The 18,553-nt window shown below is 62.2% G+C and carries 9 protein-coding genes; 4 read left to right on the top strand and 5 right to left on the bottom strand.

Annotated features, from left to right (window positions below):
- Positions 1–32: 32 nt before the first annotated feature.
- Positions 33–10,049 carry a non-ribosomal peptide synthetase gene (locus FHU12_RS05705; protein ID WP_141967990.1) on the bottom strand — a complete coding sequence of 3,339 codons (10,017 nt, stop codon included), beginning with the start codon at positions 10,047–10,049 and terminating at the stop codon, positions 33–35.
- Positions 10,050–10,574: 525 nt separating this feature from the next.
- On the opposite strand from FHU12_RS05705, the gene pqqU reads away from it, so the two are divergent.
- The 4 genes from pqqU to FHU12_RS05685 all read left to right on the top strand — a co-directional run bounded on the left by pqqU (position 10,575) and on the right by FHU12_RS05685 (position 15,833).
- Positions 10,575–12,722 carry a TonB-dependent receptor PqqU gene (gene pqqU / locus FHU12_RS05700; protein ID WP_376698863.1) on the top strand — a complete coding sequence of 716 codons (2,148 nt, stop codon included), beginning with the start codon at positions 10,575–10,577 and terminating at the stop codon, positions 12,720–12,722.
- 147 nt (positions 12,723–12,869) lie between these two features.
- Positions 12,870–15,242 carry a glucose/quinate/shikimate family membrane-bound PQQ-dependent dehydrogenase gene (locus FHU12_RS05695; protein WP_141967988.1) on the top strand — a complete coding sequence of 791 codons (2,373 nt, stop codon included), beginning with the start codon at positions 12,870–12,872 and terminating at the stop codon, positions 15,240–15,242.
- Positions 15,243–15,471: 229 nt separating this feature from the next.
- Positions 15,472–15,657: a hypothetical protein gene (locus FHU12_RS05690; RefSeq protein ID WP_141967986.1), complete on the top strand. Its 186-nt coding sequence runs from the start codon at positions 15,472–15,474 to the stop codon at positions 15,655–15,657.
- Complete coding sequence (locus FHU12_RS05685; RefSeq protein ID WP_141967984.1) at positions 15,654–15,833, top strand: hypothetical protein; 180 nt, start codon at positions 15,654–15,656, stop codon at positions 15,831–15,833. The genes FHU12_RS05690 and FHU12_RS05685 overlap by 4 nt, the downstream gene beginning before the upstream one ends.
- 51 nt (positions 15,834–15,884) lie before the next feature.
- Here the strand turns inward: FHU12_RS05685 and FHU12_RS05680 are convergent, their stop codons facing one another.
- The 4 genes from FHU12_RS05680 to FHU12_RS05665 form a co-directional block, all read right to left on the bottom strand.
- Entirely contained in the window at positions 15,885–16,484 is a 600-nt protein-coding gene (locus tag FHU12_RS05680; RefSeq protein WP_141967982.1) for a helix-turn-helix transcriptional regulator, read from the bottom strand.
- Positions 16,485–16,599: 115 nt separating this feature from the next.
- Positions 16,600–17,418 carry an MrpH family fimbial adhesin gene (locus FHU12_RS05675; RefSeq protein ID WP_308380786.1) on the bottom strand — a complete coding sequence of 273 codons (819 nt, stop codon included), beginning with the start codon at positions 17,416–17,418 and terminating at the stop codon, positions 16,600–16,602.
- A gap of 63 nt (positions 17,419–17,481) precedes the next feature.
- On the bottom strand, positions 17,482–18,036 hold the full coding sequence (locus tag FHU12_RS05670; protein WP_373275459.1) for a fimbrial protein: 555 nt from the start codon (positions 18,034–18,036) through the stop codon (positions 17,482–17,484).
- Between the two features lie 14 nt (positions 18,037–18,050).
- Positions 18,051–18,542, bottom strand: a complete 492-nt coding sequence (locus FHU12_RS05665; protein ID WP_141967975.1) for a fimbrial protein — start codon at positions 18,540–18,542, stop codon at positions 18,051–18,053.
- Between the last annotated feature and the right edge of the window lie 11 nt (positions 18,543–18,553).

Raw genomic sequence — 18,553 nt, 5'->3', positions numbered from 1 at the left:
ATACGCTTGAGCTTATGAGCCAGGCTCATGAATCAGATCCCTTCGTTGAGCGCTTGCCCGATCTCCGCCTCACACAGCAAGATGTTATGGTGATGGCAAGCCAACGGGATGACCTGCAGCCGCTCGCAGACGGCGCCAAGCCCATTATCGTCCACCGCCAACAGCGGCGCCGTGACCGCCTCCGGCAACTGCGGGTTACCCTCCGTCGCCTTAAACAGCGTCACCCTAGTGGTCTGCAGCCGGCGGCTCAGCCTCCCTTCCGACAGCCGCCGCTCCGCCTGCCCTGCGGCCATGGCGCGTGTCGCCGCCTCGCCCTCGATACCCAACGCCGGCAACAGCTGCTCCAGAGGCAACTCCGCCGTGGCCTGCCGGTAGAAGCTGTCCAGCAGATACAGTTGCACGTTACGGCAGCCGCGCGCTTCCAGACGGGCGGCAATCTCCAGCGCGATGATCCCCCCCAGCGACCAACCGAGAATGCGCACCGGCCCGGCGCCTTGCAGCAGACCGGCGGCGATCATGTCGTTCAGATACCGTTCGGCCAGATCGCCGAGCGAGTCGATGGCCGGTTGATGGTAAAGGTTATGGTTGTCGACGCCATAGCAGTTGAATCGCCCCTGCAACGGCTGAGCGAAAGCGTGAAACGCTTCCGCTCCCACCAGCGCCGGGTGGATCATCCATACCACGGGCGCGCCCTCAGCCCAACGGTTAAGCGGCAAGACCAGGCGGCGTTCGTTGGCGGCCAGCAGATTTTTTAGGGTGCGGCTTTGCAGCAGCTGCACCACCGGCACCGGCGCGGCCATCAGTTCGCCCATGCCGACGCAAAGGGAAATGGCCTTGATCGAGGTGCCGCCCAGCAGGAAGAAATCATCCGTCATGCCGACCTGCCCGCACTGCAACGCCGCCTGCCACAGCGCGCACAGCTGCTGTTCCAGCTCGGTCGCGGGAGCGACATAGGCCTGTGGCTCGCTCACCGCCGGCGCAGGCAACGCCTTGCGATCCAGTTTGCCGCTGGAGTTATACGGCAGTGCTTCCAGCCGCATCAGCGCCGCAGGCAGCATGTACAACGGTAATTGCCCACTCATAAAGGCCAGCAGCGCCGATTCATCCAGCGGCGCCTCGCTGACGTAATACAGCGCCAGGCGCTGCCGATTCTCCTCCGACAGCACGATGGCGCAGCAGGATTTGATCGTGCCGAATGCCAGCGCACATTGCTCGACCTCCCCCAGCTCAACCCGGTAGCCGTTGATTTTCACCTGAAAATCCATACGGCCGAGGAACTCCAGATTACCGTCCGGCAAATAGCGGCCGGCATCGCCGGTGCGATAAAGACGCTCTCCCAGCGCCGGATGGTAGATGAACTTCTCTTCGGTCAGCGACGGATTGCGGTAATAGCCGCGCGCCACGCCGATCCCTCCGATGTATTGTTCTCCCGGCAAGCCAGGCGGCAGCACGCGCTGATGACGATCCAGCACGTAAAAACGCTGATGTGCCATCGCCTGACCGTAAGGCACGCTGGGCGCCAGGATCGGCGTTTCCGGGATGTCGTACAGGATCGACCAAATGGAGCTCTCGGTCGCGCCCCCGGCGCTGACGACCCGGCACCCTGGCCGCCATTGGCGAATACGCGCCGGCAGTTGGCGGGAGATCACCTCGCCCACCAGCACCACGTTACGCAGCTGCGGCCACTGCGCCTGCGACGCGGCGGACTCCAACAGCTCCACCAGCAGCGTCATCACCGAAGGCGCGGAGTTCCAGAAGGTCACGCTCTGGGTCATCAACAGCCGATGCCAGGCCTCAGGCTGGTAGCGTTCGGTTTCGGACGGCATTACGATGGCGCCACCCACCGACAGCAGGCCGAAAATATCGAACACCGAAATGTCGAAGCTCAACGCGCTGAGCGCCAACCCGCGATCGTCCGCGCCGAGTTCCAGCTGGTGCAACGTATCGATGATGCTGTTCACCGCGCCGCGATGTTCTATCGCCACCCCTTTTGGCGCGCCGGTAGACCCGGAGGTGAAGATCACATAGGCCAGCGCGGAAGGTGCCGGTAAGACAGGCTCCCCCGGCGGAGCCGGCGGTAACCCCATGACGGCCCCCTGCGGATCGATCGTTAACAGCCTGGCCTCGCCGCTGGCCCCCCACTCGCGGCTGCTCAGGATAACCCGAGTCTGCGACTGCGCGACGATATCCAGGCGGCGGCGTTCCGGCCAGGCGCCATCCAGCGGCAAATAGGCCTTGCCGGCCATCAGAATCGCCAGCACCGCAATGATTTGCGCCCGCCCTTTATCCACCATCACCGCGATGGTCTCGGCGCGCATGTCCGCGTGCTGACGCAGCTGCAACGACAGCGTCAGCGCCCGCCGATACAGCTCACCGTAGTTCAGTTCGCCCCATTCATCGACGATCGCCACCCGCTGCGGATCGCGCTCGGCCTGACGGATAAAATCATGATGGATGGCGCGCTCGAAATCGTAGGCCGGCGGACAGGATTGATGGAAGGCGCGCTGCCGCGCCATTTCACTCTCCGAGACCAGCGCTAACTGGCTGACGCGCTGCTCCCCGTGATTGACGATCTGCGTGAGGATCGTCAGATAATACTTCCCCAGCAGCGCTAGCGTAGTCGGTGCAAACAAGGCGGTAGCATAGTTGAAGATCGCCCGCCCGCCCTGCGGCGCCGGTTGTATGCTCAGCGTCAAATCGAATTTGGCCGCCTGGTAGTGTGCCAGCAGATCCTGCGGCACCAGCCAGGCCGGCGCGTCCCCCACCTCCTCCAGCGCGAACAGCGCCTGGAACAGCGGATGGCGCGACAGGTCGCGCGGCACCTGCAGCAGTTCGATCAGCTGATCCAACGGCAAGTTCTGATGCCGTTGCGCCTGCAGCACGCCGTCAAAGACCCGATGCACATAATCGTTCAGCGACACCGCATCGTCTATTTGCGAGCGCAGCGGCAGCGTATTGACGAAGAAACCGATCGCCGAGCGAGTCTCCGCCACCGGCCGGTTGGCGACCGGTGTGCCGACCAGAATGTCTTGCTGGCCGCTGAAGTAACCAAGCAGCAGATTAAAGGCCGCAAGATACAGCGCAAACGGCGTGACGCCTTGCCGCCGGGCGAACTGCGTCGCCTGCGCCGCCAGCGCCTCCGGCAGCGCGATGACGTGGTTGGCGCCACGATGATCGAAGCGAGCCGGCCGCACGAAGTCGAGCGGCATTTCCAGCGCCTGCCACCCCGCCAGGGCATGGCGCCAATACGCTTTTGCCTCATCCGCCTGAGCGGAATCCAGCCAGCGCCGCTGCCAGACGGCGTAGTCGCCATAGTGCAACGGCAACGCCGCCAGCCCGGCCTCTTGCCCTTGCCGCTGCGCCTGATACAGCACGTCCAGCTCCTGCAGCAGCACCGGCTGCGACCAGCCGTCAAACGCCAGGTGGTGCACCAGAATCAGGCTGTAATTCACCCACCCGCCATCCGGCTGCGTAACCCGGTAAACGGCCGCCCTGATCGGCAATTCCGCCCCCAGCGCGAACGGCCGGTCGATATCCTGCCGCAGCCTGTCCGGCCAGTGCACCGCCTCCAGCGTCACGCGCTCCAGCGAAAGCGTCAGTTCACAGGCTCGGGCGACGGCGCTTTGGGATGGCATCTGGACAATCAGGCTGCGTAAAACCTGATGCCGGGCGACGACCGCCTGCAAACTGCGCTCATAAGCCGCCAGACACACCTCGTCGCCGAGACGGAACAGCATCGGCACATGATAAAGATTGCCGCCGCCGTTCAAATTCTCGATAAACCACAGCTGCAGCTGTGAAGCAGAGAGCGGATACTCGCGTTGCCGCAGCGGCGGGATCGACACCGGCGCGGCGCCCTGCTCCTGTTGCGGCAACGCACGACACAGCGAACGTATAGTCGGGAATCGCCCCAGTTCGCTCAGCGTTACCTCACACGCCAGCCGCCGGCCGATCTGATAACAGGCCTGGATAGCCAGAAGAGAGTTGCCCCCCAGCGAGAAGAAATTGTCCTCCACACCGAAATCCTGCCGCTGCAGCAAATCGCGCCACACCGCCAGACAAACGTTCTCCCATTCGCTCTGCGCCGCAACGAGCTCACGCGCCGCCCTTTCCGGCTGCGGCAACGCCTGCCGGGCTATCTTGCCGTTTTCGGTCAGCGGCAGCTGCGCCAGCTGCATCAGCGCCTGCGGCACCATGTACGGAGGCAGTTGGCTGCTCAAATGCTGAGCCAGCGCCTGAGGGGCGATCGTCTCATCGGCAACGTAGTACGCGGCCAGGCAAGGCTGCGGTTGAGTGACCAGTACGCAGCAACAGGCGGTCACGCCCGGATAGGCGAGCACGGCATGTTCTATTTCGCCCAGTTCGATGCGATAGCCGTTCAGCTTGATCTGCTGATCGAGGCGCCCCATGAACTCCACGTTGCCATCCTCCAGCCATCGGCCCGCGTCCCCGGTGCGATACACCCGCTCCTGCAGCTCGTCATGCCAGAAGAAACTCTCGGCGGTGCGTTGCGGATCGCCGTAATACCCGCGCGCCAGGCCCTCACCCGCCAGATAGATTTCCCCTCGCACCCCCGGCGCGGCGGGCCGTCGCCCGGCATCCAGGATATAACAGCGCTGGTGCGGCAACGGTTTGCCGTAAGGAATGCTGACCGACCGAATTTTCTGACCGCGCGGGACCTCGTACAGCATGGTGAAGATCGCCGCCTCCGTCGCGCCGCCGGCGCTGCAAAAACGGCCGTGCGGCGCCCAGGCCAGGCAGCGTTCCGGCAGCGAGGTGGCGATCCAGTCGCCCCCCACCATCACCGCCCGCAGCGCCGGTGCGGGCCCTGCCGTCAACCCCGCGCCGTTCACATAATCCAGCAACAGCTCCATCAGCGCCGGTGCGCTCAGCCATTGCGTCACCCGATGGGCCATCATCAATTGATACCAGGCCTGCGGATTGCTCCTGTCCCGCTCGGCCGGCATCACGACCGCTCCGCCGGCGCTCAGCGGGCTGAAAATGTCGAATATCGCCAGATCGAAGCTCAACGCGCTGAGGGCCAGGCTGCGATCCCGCTCATTGAGGCCGAAATACCGCCGCACGCCTTCCAGCATGTTCACCGCGCTGCGATGTTCGATCGCCACGCCTTTCGGTGTGCCGGTCGATCCCGAGGTGAAAATGATATAGGCCAGGCTGTCAGGCCCGGCATCCAGCGCCGGCAGGCGCTGTTGCGGCAGCGGCAGCTGCGCCGCCAATCCTGAAGCATTCAGTTCGATCAGGTTGATCTCGGCGCAGGCCCAGGGCGCATCGCTGAGCAGCGTGTTGATGCCGGCCTGCGCCATCACTTTCAGCCGCCGCTGCGGCGGCCATGCCGCCTCCATCGGCAAGAACGCCTTACCGCACATCAGCGCCGCCAGCAGGGCTACCGGCTGCCGACGCCCCTTATCGGCGATGACGGCGATGGCGTCGCCGGTCATCCGTCCTTGCACGCGCAGCTGAGTGGCCAGCGTCAACGCCGCCTCGTGCAGCTCGCCGTAAGTCATCTCCCCCTGATCGTCGACAACCGCCACGGCCTGCGGCTCGCGCCGCGCATGCTGCACGAAATCCTGTTGCAGGCTGCGCTCAAACGCATAGCCGAAGGCGGATCCCACCGGCAACACCTGGCTCTGCGGTTGCAGACGAATATTTTCCAGCGGCCAGTCGTCGTGGTGAGCCATCTGCTGCAATACGGCGAGATAGTAGCCGGCCAGCCGATCCATCGACGCTTTGCTGAACAACGCCGAAGCGAAGTTGAAGCGCGCGCGCATCTGCTCCCCCTGCGGCGTCAGCGTGAGCGTCAGGTCGAACTTGGCGGTGCGCTCATGAGCGCTCAGATCGACCACCGACAGCCAGTCCGGGCGTGCCTGTGCGCCGCCCGCGCTCTCCAGCGCGAACATGACCTGGAACAGCGGATGACGCGAAAAATCGCGCGGCAGCGCCAGGTCGTCCACCAGCGCTTCCAGCGACAGCGTCTGATGCTGCTGCGCCTGCAGCGTCGTGGCCGCGACCTGCCGTACAAACTCGGCAACGCGATGACGCGGGTCAATCTGCCGGCGTAAAGGCAGCGTATTGACGAAGAACCCAATCAGATTCTCCAGTTCAGGGCGGTTGCGGTTCGCCAGCGGCGTACCGACCATGACATCGTTCTGGCCGCTGTAGCGGGACAGCAGCAACATGAAGCCCGCCAGCATCACCGCATGCAGCGTCACCCCCTCTCTGCGCGCCAGCGCATCCAGCGCCTTCACCAGCGCCGCCGGCAACGGCACCTCGCTGTTGTCGCCGCGCTCGTCGAAGACCGCCGGCCGCAAAAAGTCCAACGGCAGATCGAGTTGCTGGCAACCTTCCAGCGCTTGCCGCCAAAAGGCCAATTCGTCCGCCCGGCGCTGCACATTTTCCGGCGCCTGTTGCCAGCACGCATAGTCGAGGTATTGCAACGCCGGCTCTGTCGCCTCACGCCACGTTCCCCGATAGCGCGCGTCCAGCTCCTGCAGCAGCACTTCAAGCGACCAGCCGTCAAAGACGATGTGATGGAACACCAACAGACAAACGGTCGTTTCCCGCTCCGCCGCATCGCGGTAACGGTAGCGCGTGGCGCGCAGCGGCAGCTCAAGCGTCAAATCCATCGGTTGGCGGCAGGCTTGCGACAGCGCAGCGTCAAATTCATCGGCGCTCAACGCCAGCAAAGGTACCGGCAGCACGGTGTCGCTGACCCACTGACTGGCTTCGCCCCGATCATTCTGGCGGATCAGGCTACGCAAGATCTGGTGGCGCTCGACGATCGCCTGCAGACAATCCGCAAAGCGTTCGTCATCGATATCCGGCGACAGCCGCAGCAGCACAGGCGACAGATAATGCGTGGCATTCACCGACAGTTGCTGAACGAACCACAGCCGCGACTGCTGAAGCGATAGCGGCGCCTCCCGCCGCCCGCCGGAGAGGATGGGCAGCTCATCCGGTGGCGCCTGCCGTTGGGCGGCGATGTGCTCGCTCAATGCGGCCACCGTCGGATGCTGATTCAACGTCAGTACCGAGATCTTTGCCCCCGGCAGTTTATTCACTTCGTGGCACAGCCTGATGGCCATAATGGAGTTGCCGCCGAGGCGGAAGAAGTTGTCGTCCACGCCGACATCGCCACCCAGCAGCCGATTGAACAGCGCCGACAGATGAGTCTCCAGCGGCGTGCCCGGCCGGCGAAACGCCGTTTGCGGCTCGACCGGCAGCGGTTCCGGCAATGCCCGGTAATCGACCTTGCGGCTCACCGTCAGCGGCAGCGCCGCCAGCACCCGCATCGCCGAAGGCAACATGTAGTGCGGCAGCTGCGCCGCCAGGCGTTGCAAGATGTCGCCGGCCTCCGGCGCCGCGCCAGGTTGCGGCACATACCAGGCCGCCAGTTGGTCCGTAGTGCCGGGACGCAGAGTCACCACCGCTTCGGCCACCTCAGGCAGCGCACGCAGCTGCATTTCTATTTCGCCCAACTCGATGCGATAGCCGTTGATCTTGATTTGCTGATCGTGCCGCCCGAGATACTCCAGACTGCCGTCGGCCAACCGCCGTACCCGGTCGCCGGTGCGATACAGCCGCCGGTACGGCTCATGCAGTTCAAATGGGTTGGCGACGAACGTAGACGCCGTCAGCGCCGGCAGGTTCAGGTACCCCCGCGCCACCCCCACGCCGGCCAGGCACAGCTCGCCTTCAACGCCAAGCGGCAACAAATTGTATTTCTCGTCAACCACATAGCAACGCATGTTGGCGATGGCGTGGCCGATATTGCGCGCGCCGTTGCGGCGATAGATATTCACACTGACGCTGACCGAAGCCTCGGTCGGGCCATACATGTTGGCGACCTGCATACCGCTGGCCAGGTAATGGTCGAGCGCTTCCTGCGCGGTCGCCTCACCGCCGGTCGCGAGATAGCGCACCGAAGCCGGAAGTTCAGGCAAGGTTCCCAGCAGCGCCGGCGGCAGGAAGCAGGCCTCGATGCACCAGACCGCCATCTGTTCGCACAACAGCGCCGGATCCCGCCGCTGCGCGTCGCTCGCGATGAACAGCCGATGGCCATTGTCCAGGGCCACGAACACTTCGAAGACGTGCGCGTCAAACGCCAGCGACGCGAACTGCAGGCAGTTGAGCGCATCCGGCTCATTGCACAACAAACGCTGCGTATGCCCCCGCACCATATTGGCTGCGCCCCGGTGTTCGCACTGCGTGCCTTTTGGCCGCCCGCTGGTGCCGGAGGTGTAAATCACGTAGGCCAACTGCCGAGCGTCCACGCTCGGCAAGGCTGCGGCATCCACGTCGGCGAGCGGCTCATCCGCCGACAGGCAAAGACCGCCCGGCGTCAACCGCTGCGCCGCAGCCTGCAACGCGTTTTCGGTCAAGACGATCGGGCTGTTCACCTCTTGCAGGATATAATCCAGCCGCTGCGCCGGCGCGGCGGGATCCAGCGGCACATAGGCACCGCCCGCCTTCATGATGGCCAGCATCGCCACCACCGCCTCCGCGCTGCGCTGCAGGTACAGCGGGATCAGCGTCTCCGGCGGCATGGCCACGCCGCACAGCCGCTGATACTCCGCCCGCAGCCGCAGCGCCAGACGATCGCTGCGCTGCGCCAACTGCCGGTAACTGAGCGATCCTTTGGCATCGGTCAAGGCGATGCGTTCCGGGTGACGGCGCGCCTGCCTGGCCACGCCCTCAAGCAGCGTCGCTTCCGCATCGGCCGTGGCAGGCCCGCTCTCCCAACCGTCGCGGCAGCGTAAAACCTGTTGCCCCGTCAGCTGCGGCCAAGCGGCAATCGGCGCCTCCGGTTCGGTTAACGCGCGCTGCAACAGCCAGAGATACTGCTCCGCCATCTCCGTCATTTGGGTCGCATCGAACAGATCGGGGCGGTAGCGCAGGCGAAACTCAAAGGCCTGCTCGGTAGGCTGATACTCCAGGAGCAGTTCCGAACCGGCCAGATCGACGTTGAACCGGTGATTGACGCCGATGCGACAACCGTCAAGCGCCAACGGCGCATCTTTCAGGTAAGCCTGGGTAAAGTTGACGTTCAACTCGCGCACCGGGCTGAGGCTCAGCATGTCATAAACCGGTAACTGGCTGTGCCGCAATTTGCCTGCCACCTTGAGCGCTTTGCTGTAGGCCAGCGTCGCGCGGTACAGCTGATTGAACGTGGCCCCCGGGGCGAGGGTCAAGGGAAACACGGCGGTATTGACCTGTGCGCCGAAGAACAGCGCCTCGCCCCCCTCCGGCGCGATGGGATAACCGACATGCACCGTTTCCTGCGCGGATTGCCGGGCGATCAGCAACGCCCACAGCGTTTTGAATATCAGGAAAGGGTTGGCATACCTGACACCGGATTTCAGCGCTTGCCACTCGGTGAACGGTAACCTGAAACGCACTTCGCCGGCGCCCGGCGCTTCGGGGGCTGCGCCGGGGAGATAAGGCAACGCCACGCGCGGAGCGCATTCAGCCAGCAGGTTGCCCCAGAATGACGCAGAACCGAACTCGTGCTTCAACGTTGCGACATCCGCCTCATAGCGCCGGTACAGTGTACAGATGTCCGTTTCATTCGCCTGCGGCGGCGTCACCGCCGCACCGCGATTGTAGTAAGCGGAAACGGCGCCGTAGAACTCCTGTCCGGACAGGCCGTCGATCAGGATGTGATGAACGACAATGATCAGGTTATAGCGCTGAGGGGCCAGCTCAATCAGGTAGAAGCGGCACAGCGGCCCTTCCCGGAGATCGAACGGCGTGTTGATTAACTTACCGACATCACAATCGGCATCGAGCGTTTCCAGCGCAATTTTTTTCGCCGTCTTTACCCAGCGAAGTTGTGCGGAACTGTCATCCAAAACGTGGTGAAACAGAATATAGTCCCGGCAAACCCCGTCGATCGCCGCGCGCAATCGTCCGACGTCCAGTTCCCCCTCAATCGTCTGATCCAGCACCAGGTTGTACTCGCAGGAGCGTGGATTGAGCACGTACTCATTCCAAAACGTGTGGGTATAGGGTGAAGCGATGAGCGCGTTCATAAATCAATTCCCTTTTAATATATTCCAAAAATATATCAACCACTACTTATGCATGGCATAAATAGCGTGGCCGTTATGCGATTGAGCTGTTAGTTGAAAAACTAAAAACATAAGTGCGAATATTATTTTATTTTTATGGAAAATAAAGCCACAAAAACAAAAATAAATAAACTCAATTAAAAACAAATAGGTAGAGTTAACATTAGTTGTGATTAAATGAATTTTCCACATTGCATTCATTAATGAAATAAATGACAGCAACAAATTAAAAAAATGAATAAGATTATATTTAAGATAAGGAGAGGTAATTTAAAGACTCTCAGAAAACCCCTATTTAATAGAGAATTCTCTTAATTAAAAACACGTATCTTTCTGCTGCGCTATTCCAAAGCGAACGATGTCGGAATATCCTATACTCGTTGCAGGATGCAGTTTCCTTCCCATTGAATGCCAGTACAGGGAGTCAAAAATGGCTATTTTCGCCCCTTTGCGGGCAACTCTTTTCAGCATTATTGGCAGAATTATCTGATGAATAAAAAACGTCCCGTCTTGACCCCGGCAACCCTGTTATTGCTGCAGCCGATCTGTATCGGCTCGGCCCTGGCGGCGGAGCAAAAAGACAGCGACACCCTGGTGGTGATGGCGCAACCTACCGGATTGACCGAGCTGGGCTCGCCGGTCTCCGTCAGCGTGATCGACGGCGAAGCCCTGCGCAATGCCGCGCCGCAGATTAACCTGTCGGAAAACCTCGGCAGCGTGCCGGGCCTGCAGCTCCAAAACCGGCAAAACTATGCGCAGGATCTGCAGCTGTCGATACGCGGGTTCGGCAGCCGCTCGATGTTCGGCGTGCGCGGGGTGCGCATGTACGTCGACGGCATTCCCGCCACCATGCCCGACGGCCAGGGGCAAACCTCCAACATCGACATCAATTCCGTCGAACGCATCGAGGTACTGCGCGGCCCCTATTCCGCGCTGTACGGCAACGCCTCGGGCGGGGTCATCAACGTTGACACGATAACCGGCACCCAGCCGCCGACGCTGGAAGCCGGCGGCTATTTCGGCAGCGACAACACCTGGCGCTACGCGGTGAAAGCGACCGGCGCCACCGGCGATGGCACCCAGGCCGGCGACGTCAACTACGCCCTCTCCGGCACCCGCTTTACCACCCAGGGCTACCGCGATCACAGCGCCGCGCGGAAAAACCTCGGCAACGGCAAGCTCGGCGTGCGGCTGGACGACGTCAGCACCCTGACGCTGATGTTCAACAGCGTCTCGATAGACGCCGGCGATCCGGGCGGCCTGACCGAGGCGGAATGGAAAGCCAACCCGCGCCAGGCGCCACGCGCGGATCAATTCAATACCCGTAAATCGCTCGACCAGACCCAGGCCGGCCTGCGCTATCAGCGCCAGATGAGCGAACGCGACGAACTGACGCTGACCGCCTACCACGGCGAGCGCCACACCACGCAGTACCAATCCATCCCGATGGGGCCGCAACTCAACCCCACCCACGCAGGCGGGGTGATCGTGCTGGAAAGAAAATATCAGGGCATTGACACTCGCTGGAAGCATGAGGATACTCTCGCATCGTTACCGGTAACACTGATCGGCGGTCTGGATTATGAAACCATGACCGAACGCCGCCAGGGGTTCGAAAACTTTATTCTGCGAGACGGCACAGTGGACTACGGCGAGAAAGGCGACCAGCGGCGCAACGAGAAGAACCGCATCTGGAACCTGGATCCTTACCTGCAAACCTCCTGGCAACTGACGCCGCACTGGACGCTGGACGCCGGCCTGCGCTACAGCACGGTCAGCTTCGACTCGACCGACTATTACATCACGCCGCGCAACAGCGACGACAGCGGCAGCAAACGCTACCACCAGTGGCTGCCGATGGGCTCGCTCAACTACAAGATCAATCCGGCGTGGAACGTCTATCTCTCCGCCGGCCGCGGCTTTGAAACCCCCACCATCAACGAACTCTCCTACCGCCCCGATGGCCAGACGGGCCTCAACATCGGCCTGCAGCCTTCCACCAGCGATACCGTCGAACTGGGCAGCAAGCTGCGCCTCGGCAATGGGTTGGTGAGCGCGGCGCTGTTCCAGACCGATACCGACAACGAGCTGGTGGTAGCGGAAAGCAGCGGCGGACGCACCAGCTACGCCAACGCCGGCAAAACCCGGCGACGCGGCCTGGAGCTGGCGCTGGATCAAGAGTTTGCGCTGGACTGGCGCCTGCATATGGCCTGGACGCTGCTGGACGCCACCTACCGCAGCGATATGTGCGGCAAAGCCGTTTGTACCCCGGCCCAGACCATTCCCGCCGGCAATCGCCTGCCGGGCATCGCGCGCAACATGGGCTACGCCTCGCTGGCCTTTGCGCCGCCGGAGGGCTGGCACGCCGGCGCGGAGCTGCGCTACATGAGTGACATTCAGGCCAACGACGCCAACAGCGCGCAGGCTCCCTCTTACACCGTGGCCGGCGTAAACGCCGGTTATCGCTTTACCTGGAACCGCTGGGCGCTGGACGTGTTCAGCCGGGTGGACAATGTTTTCGATCGCCGATACGTCGGTTCGGTGATCGTCAACGAAGGCAACGGCCGCTACTTCGAGCCGGCGCCGGGGCGCAACTGGGGTGGCGGCGCCACCTTGTCTTATCGCTTTGAATAAGGCAAAGCACCTTAAGGTTAAAAAACGGGATGGGTTTTACGTCACCCTAGCGGCTTCTCGCTGAAATAGTAGGGAGAAATCGCGTGTTTTTTCTGATTTGGCTTAATCTCTAAATCGGGGACTTTCATTTTTGGTAAGGGTATTGCTATGCAAAATAAAGCGTCACTATCGCCGCTTATCGTCATAACGGCGCTGTTTGCCGCGCTGAGCGGGCTCTATCTGCTCGGCGGCGGCATCTGGCTGGCCAAGTTGGGCGGTTCGCTGTATTACATCATCGCCGGGCTGGTGCTGCTGGCGACCTCCTGGCTGCTGTTCCGCCGCCGCGCCACCGCGCTGCTGCTGTACGCGGTATTCCTGCTGGGCACCACCCTTTGGGCCCTGTGGGAAGTCGGCCCGGACTTCTGGGCACTGACGCCGCGTCTGGACGTCACCTTCTTCTTCGGCCTGTGGCTGGTGCTGCCGTTTATCTACCGTAAGCTGGTCGCCAACGGCAAGTTCGCCTACGGTGCGCTGAGCGCGGCGCTGGTTATCACCGTCATCGCGCTCGCCTATGCCGTGTTCAACGATCCGCAAGAGATCAACGGCACCCTCGACGCTGCGCAGGTACAGCCTAAAGACGCCACCGGCGCCGACTGGCCGGCCTATGGCCGCACCCAGGAAGGCACCCGTTACTCGCCGCTGAGCCAGATCAACGACAAAAACGTTGGCCAGCTGCAAGAGGTTTGGCGTTTCCAGACCGGCGATCTGAAAACCGCCAACGATCCGGGTGAGATCACCAACGAAGTCACGCCGATCAAGATCCGCGATACCCTTTACATGTGTACGCCACACCAGAAACTGTTTGCGCTGGATGCCGCCACCGGTAAAGAAAAATGGAAGTTTGATCCGCAGCTGAAATACAACCCAACCTTCCAGCACATCACCTGCCGCGGCGTGTCTTACCACGAAACCGCTGCCGCCGCAGAGGCTGCCGGCAACGCTGCACCGGCAATGTGCGCACGCCGCATCATTCTGCCGGTCAACGACGGCCGTCTGTTCGCGCTGGATGCCGAAACCGGCAAACCGTGCCCGGACTTCGCCAACAACGGTGAGCTGAACCTGCAGAGCAACATGCCGTATGCGACGCCGGGCCACTACGAGCCGACCTCGCCGCCGGTGATCACCGATAACGTGATCGTCGTCGCCGGTGCCGTGACCGACAACTACTCCACCCGCGAGCCTTCCGGCGTGATCCGCGGCTTCGACGTCAACAGCGGCAAGCTGCTGTGGGCCTTCGATCCGGGCGCGAAAGATCCGAACGCCATCCCGGCGGACGAGCATCACTTCGTGCCGAACTCGCCGAACTCCTGGGCACCGGCCGCCTATGACGCCAAGCTGGACATCGTCTATCTGCCGATGGGCGTCGCCACGCCGGACATCTGGGGCGGTAACCGGACCCCGGAAATGGAGCGCTACGCCAGCGGCCTGTTGGCGCTGAATGCCTCCACCGGCAAGCTGGTCTGGTTCTATCAGACGGTTCACCACGACCTGTGGGATATGGACGTGCCGGCGCAGCCGACCCTGGCAGACATTACCGACAAGAGCGGTAAAAAAGTGCCGGTCATCTATGTGCCGACCAAAACCGGCAACATCTTCGTGCTGAACCGCACCAACGGTGAGCTGGTTGTACCGGCGCCGGAGAAACCGGTACCGCAGGGCCCGGCCAAAGGCGATCGCCTGTCACCGACCCAGCCGTTCTCCGAGCTGACCTTCCGCCCTGAGAAGAAACTGACCGGTGCGGACATGTGGGGCGCGACCATTTACGACCAGCTGGTCTGCCGCGTCATGTTCCACAGCCTGCGTTATGAAGGCACCTTCACCCCGCCTTCCGAGCAGGGCACGCTGGTGTTCCCGGGTAACCTCGGCATGTTCGAGTGGGGCGGCCTGGCCGTCGATACAGATCGCGAAATCGCCATCGCCAACCCGATCGCGCTGCCGTTCGTCTCCAAACTGATCCCACGCGGCCCAGGCAACCCGATTGAGCCGCCGGAAGGCGACAAAGGCGGCAGCGGCACCGAGTCCGGCGTACAGCCGCAGTATGGCGTGCCGTTCGGCGTCACGCTGAACCCGTTCCTGTCGCCGTTCGGCCTGCCGTGCAAACAGCCGGCCTGGGGTTACATTTCCGCCGTTGATCTGAAAACCAACGACATCGTGTGGAAAAAACGCATCGGTACCGTGCGCGACAGCTCCCCGCTGCCGCTGCCGTTCAAAATGGGCATGCCGATGCTGGGCGGCCCGGTGACCACCGCCGGTAACGTGTTCTTCATCGGTGCCACCGCAGACAACTACCTGCGCGCCTTCAGCGTGACCAACGGTGAGAAACTGTGGGAAGCGCGTTTGCCGGCCGGCGGCCAGGCGACGCCGATGACCTATGAGGTCAACGGTAAGCAGTACGTCCTGATCTTCGCCGGCGGCCACGGTTCCTTCGGCACCAAGCTGGGCGACTATGTGGTCGCTTACGCACTGCCCGATCAGAAGTAACCGCCACCGGTAATACCCTGCAAAGCACGCCGCAAGGCGTGCTTTTTCTTTTTACGCCCCGCCTAATGCGCCGCCCGCAATACCCTTAATTTTTTCACTTTCATTGTTGATAATGGTTATCATTCGCAATATTATAAATGCGTGGTTCCGGCAGTGGCCCACAATCCTTCTCCACCTTAATGGGCAATACGGCAGTCGGCCGCCTACGGGCGGCCCTATTCGGAGGCGCATGGTCGACCACACGCAAAGACACCAAAAGAAGATCCTGCAAGCGGCGGTGAAGACGCGGCGTGCCGGCCTGCCGTTCGAGCCGGTTCCCCCCGTCAATTCGCCCTTTGTTGGGCTTCCCCATCAAACAGAGGCCGTGCTGGTGCACCTGATCGGCCATGATGACTCACAGGAGCCGCCGGAATGAATGTACAGCCTTTTACCGCCATGCTGATGTTCGCCTACGTGCTGCTGATGGTGCCGCTGCTCTACGTCATCGACAGCCGTATGAGCGCCGGTAAGCTGGTGCGCAAAGCCACGCAAAACGTCATCATCATCGCGTTGACGCTACTGTTCTTCAGCGCGATGACCCTGCTGTATTAACGCCACAGCGGCTCAGGCTTAGGGTCTGGCGCCTGAGCCACGCCCTTACCCTCACGGCCGCTCTACGGTTTTCAACCCGCCCATTCTCAGCCAGTGGTAGAGATCCGCGTTGCGTTTGAAACCCAGTTTTCTCATCGCCGCCTGTTTGTGGTTGCTGACGGTTTTCACGCTCAGGTGCAAGTTGCGCGCGATGGTAGTCTGCGGCAATTCACAGGCCAGATAGCGCATCACGTCCTGCTCACGGCGGGTAATGCGCTGCCGTTCGCACCAATGGCACCGGTGCGCTGCCCCGCTTTGCACCCGTGCCGCCAGCGCCAGGTCCAGCTGTCTGACTACGCTGTCCGGCGAGTCATTGCGGAAGATCACCCCCGTTTCGCTGATGCAACGCGGCTTATCGCGCCAGCGAATATCGCCCGGCTCACGCAGCGCAAAATTGATCGGTCGGCTGCCGCTCACTGAACACCGGCAGAAACGCGCCTGCCAGTCTCGCTCCACGGACTGGAACACCATATCCGCCCGATGCGCCTGTGCGGCGTCCAGCAGCTGAACCTGCACGCCGCGGCGCGAGAAATACGCCAGCAGCAGCCGCTGCAATCCTTCAATAAAGAAACGGTCATTATCGATAAACGCCAGAGTGATGGTGCTTTCCATCGGCACGCTCCCTTTGAAATAATCCTTTCCGGTCGCCATCGGGCGTGAGCCATCCCCCCCGATGGCGGGCAGCTCAACGGCATAACGTGGTATCGCGACGGCGCAGGTAATGCGGCTACGGCAGCGCCAGAATGGCGACCGATTGCCCCGAGTAATCGCCGGCCTTGACCGTTCCGGTCACGCCGAGCGTGGACGTAATTGGCACCGTGACGCCACGCGGATCCGCAGTGAACTGGTAACCTTGGTTACCCAGAGCGCCATTGACCCGTAGCGTGCTGTAGACACCGGAATTCCCCAGCTCCAAGCGGCCATTGCTGCCGACGCGGATATACATGACGATAGTCATCTTCTGCGAACACACCACGCGCAGGCTGCCGCGCGCCGTGTTGCCCGTCAGTTCGGTGTCCGACAACACGCCGTGGTTCAGATCGAGCTGTTGCTCATCGATGCCGCACACGCCGACCGGCGGCGGTACGATGCCGCAGATGCTACCGGGCATCAGGATCGCATTGCTGTCACCGACCCCAGAGCCTGAACGAGTGTTGTAAAACAGCCCAACACACTCTTGGGTAATGGCTTCGCCATTGTGGAAAGTCGAGCCTTTTATTGGCAGCGCATTGATGCTCTGGTAAAAGCGACTGAGCTCGCCCATCGTCGCCAATTTGGTAATTTGCGGATAACGTGCCGAACCGACGACATAAGCGGATGGCGACACGCCTGCATTACCGCCGGTGTTAGAACTGGTATGCCGGTGGTTAATCCCAATCGCGCACTGAGCCTGCTGGAAACAAGGGTTGGGCGACGCATCGTCCGTATCCCAACTCTCGAGCACAAACTCATAGGACGCGCTGCTGGGGGAGCCGGTGCTCTTGGTCACGTACGAGTATATTTGCGCCGAGCACAGCCCCGGCAGCAGGCCAAGCAGTAAGTACATCCATCTGAAGTGAACACGCTGCATCGCGTCATATCCTTATTCTGTGGTGCCGGAGCCCGGCGCTCATTGGTAATCCAGACTGAAAGTCGCAATGGCGCTAAAAGCGCCACGACCGATGGTTCGCTTCGCGATCGCTTCCGGTTCGCCGCGCACATAAGCCTGTACGCCGATTACCGTGCTGCCGTTCTGCAACGGGTACTTGCCGCCGGCGCTGTTGAGCGGTAACGGCTGCCCCTGCGGCGTCTCCATGCCGATGGCGATCCCGCGCGCCTGGCTGCTCGCGGCCAGAGCCAGAAGCCCCGGCAGCTGCGCATTCTCCGTGCCTTTGAAGGTGATCGAGACCGTCTTGCCCAGGCTGAGATCGCACTCCGTCAGCCGCAGCTCGAACGGTTGCCCCTGCGTGCGCTGGTTCAGGTACAGGTATTTGTCGACCAGCGTGCCGAAATCCAGCTCGACGTCCTCGTCGCCCGGCTGGATGACGCAAGGCTCCGCCACCAGCGCTCCGTGCATGCGCAGGTTGTCCACCGCGTGCGCCGCGCCGTTCACGCCCAGCGTCAGCAACAGCAGGCCGATGGCTCCGTGGCCGCCTGGCCGGCGGCGGGCTTGTATTGTCTTCACGCGCGCCTCCTTGTTCATTGGTAGTCGGCCCGCAGCGTCGCCGCGGCCTCGAATGCGCCTTCCGTCAAAGCTTCACCCGGTTTGCCGATCGGCACCGCTTCCAGCACCGGCGGTTTGGCGGGATCGACGGGCAGTGCGCTGCCCACTTTGAACGGCTGGGCGTTCTGGTAAATGCGGATCCCCAGAGAGCGCCGATTGGTTTGCACCGCCGCTTCGTCGAACGTCGCGGCGGTGCCGGTCAGGCTCAGCAGCATGTCCCATTTACCGATCCCCGGTTCGCAGCGAATGCGGTAGCTGATGGTTTGCCGGTAGTTCACGCCATCAACCTTGTTGATGCCGACGCGATCGCCGAAGTCCACGTCGATGATCCCATCGTCGTTAAGGGTGCAGGGCGGCGGCGCGATCAGCGTGCCGCGAAACTGCATGTCGGCCGTTTTTTCCGCCCAGGCGGAAGGGCACGCCATCGCGGCGCACAGCAGCACGCTCGCCGTAAAACGTTGTTTCATGCTCTCGCTCC

Origin of the sequence: Serratia marcescens (genome assembly GCF_006715005.1) — a bacterium.
GTDB lineage: Bacteria > Pseudomonadota > Gammaproteobacteria > Enterobacterales > Enterobacteriaceae > Serratia > Serratia montpellierensis.
Note: the sequence above shows the minus strand (reverse complement) of the source record. Positions and strands in the feature narration are given on the sequence as shown.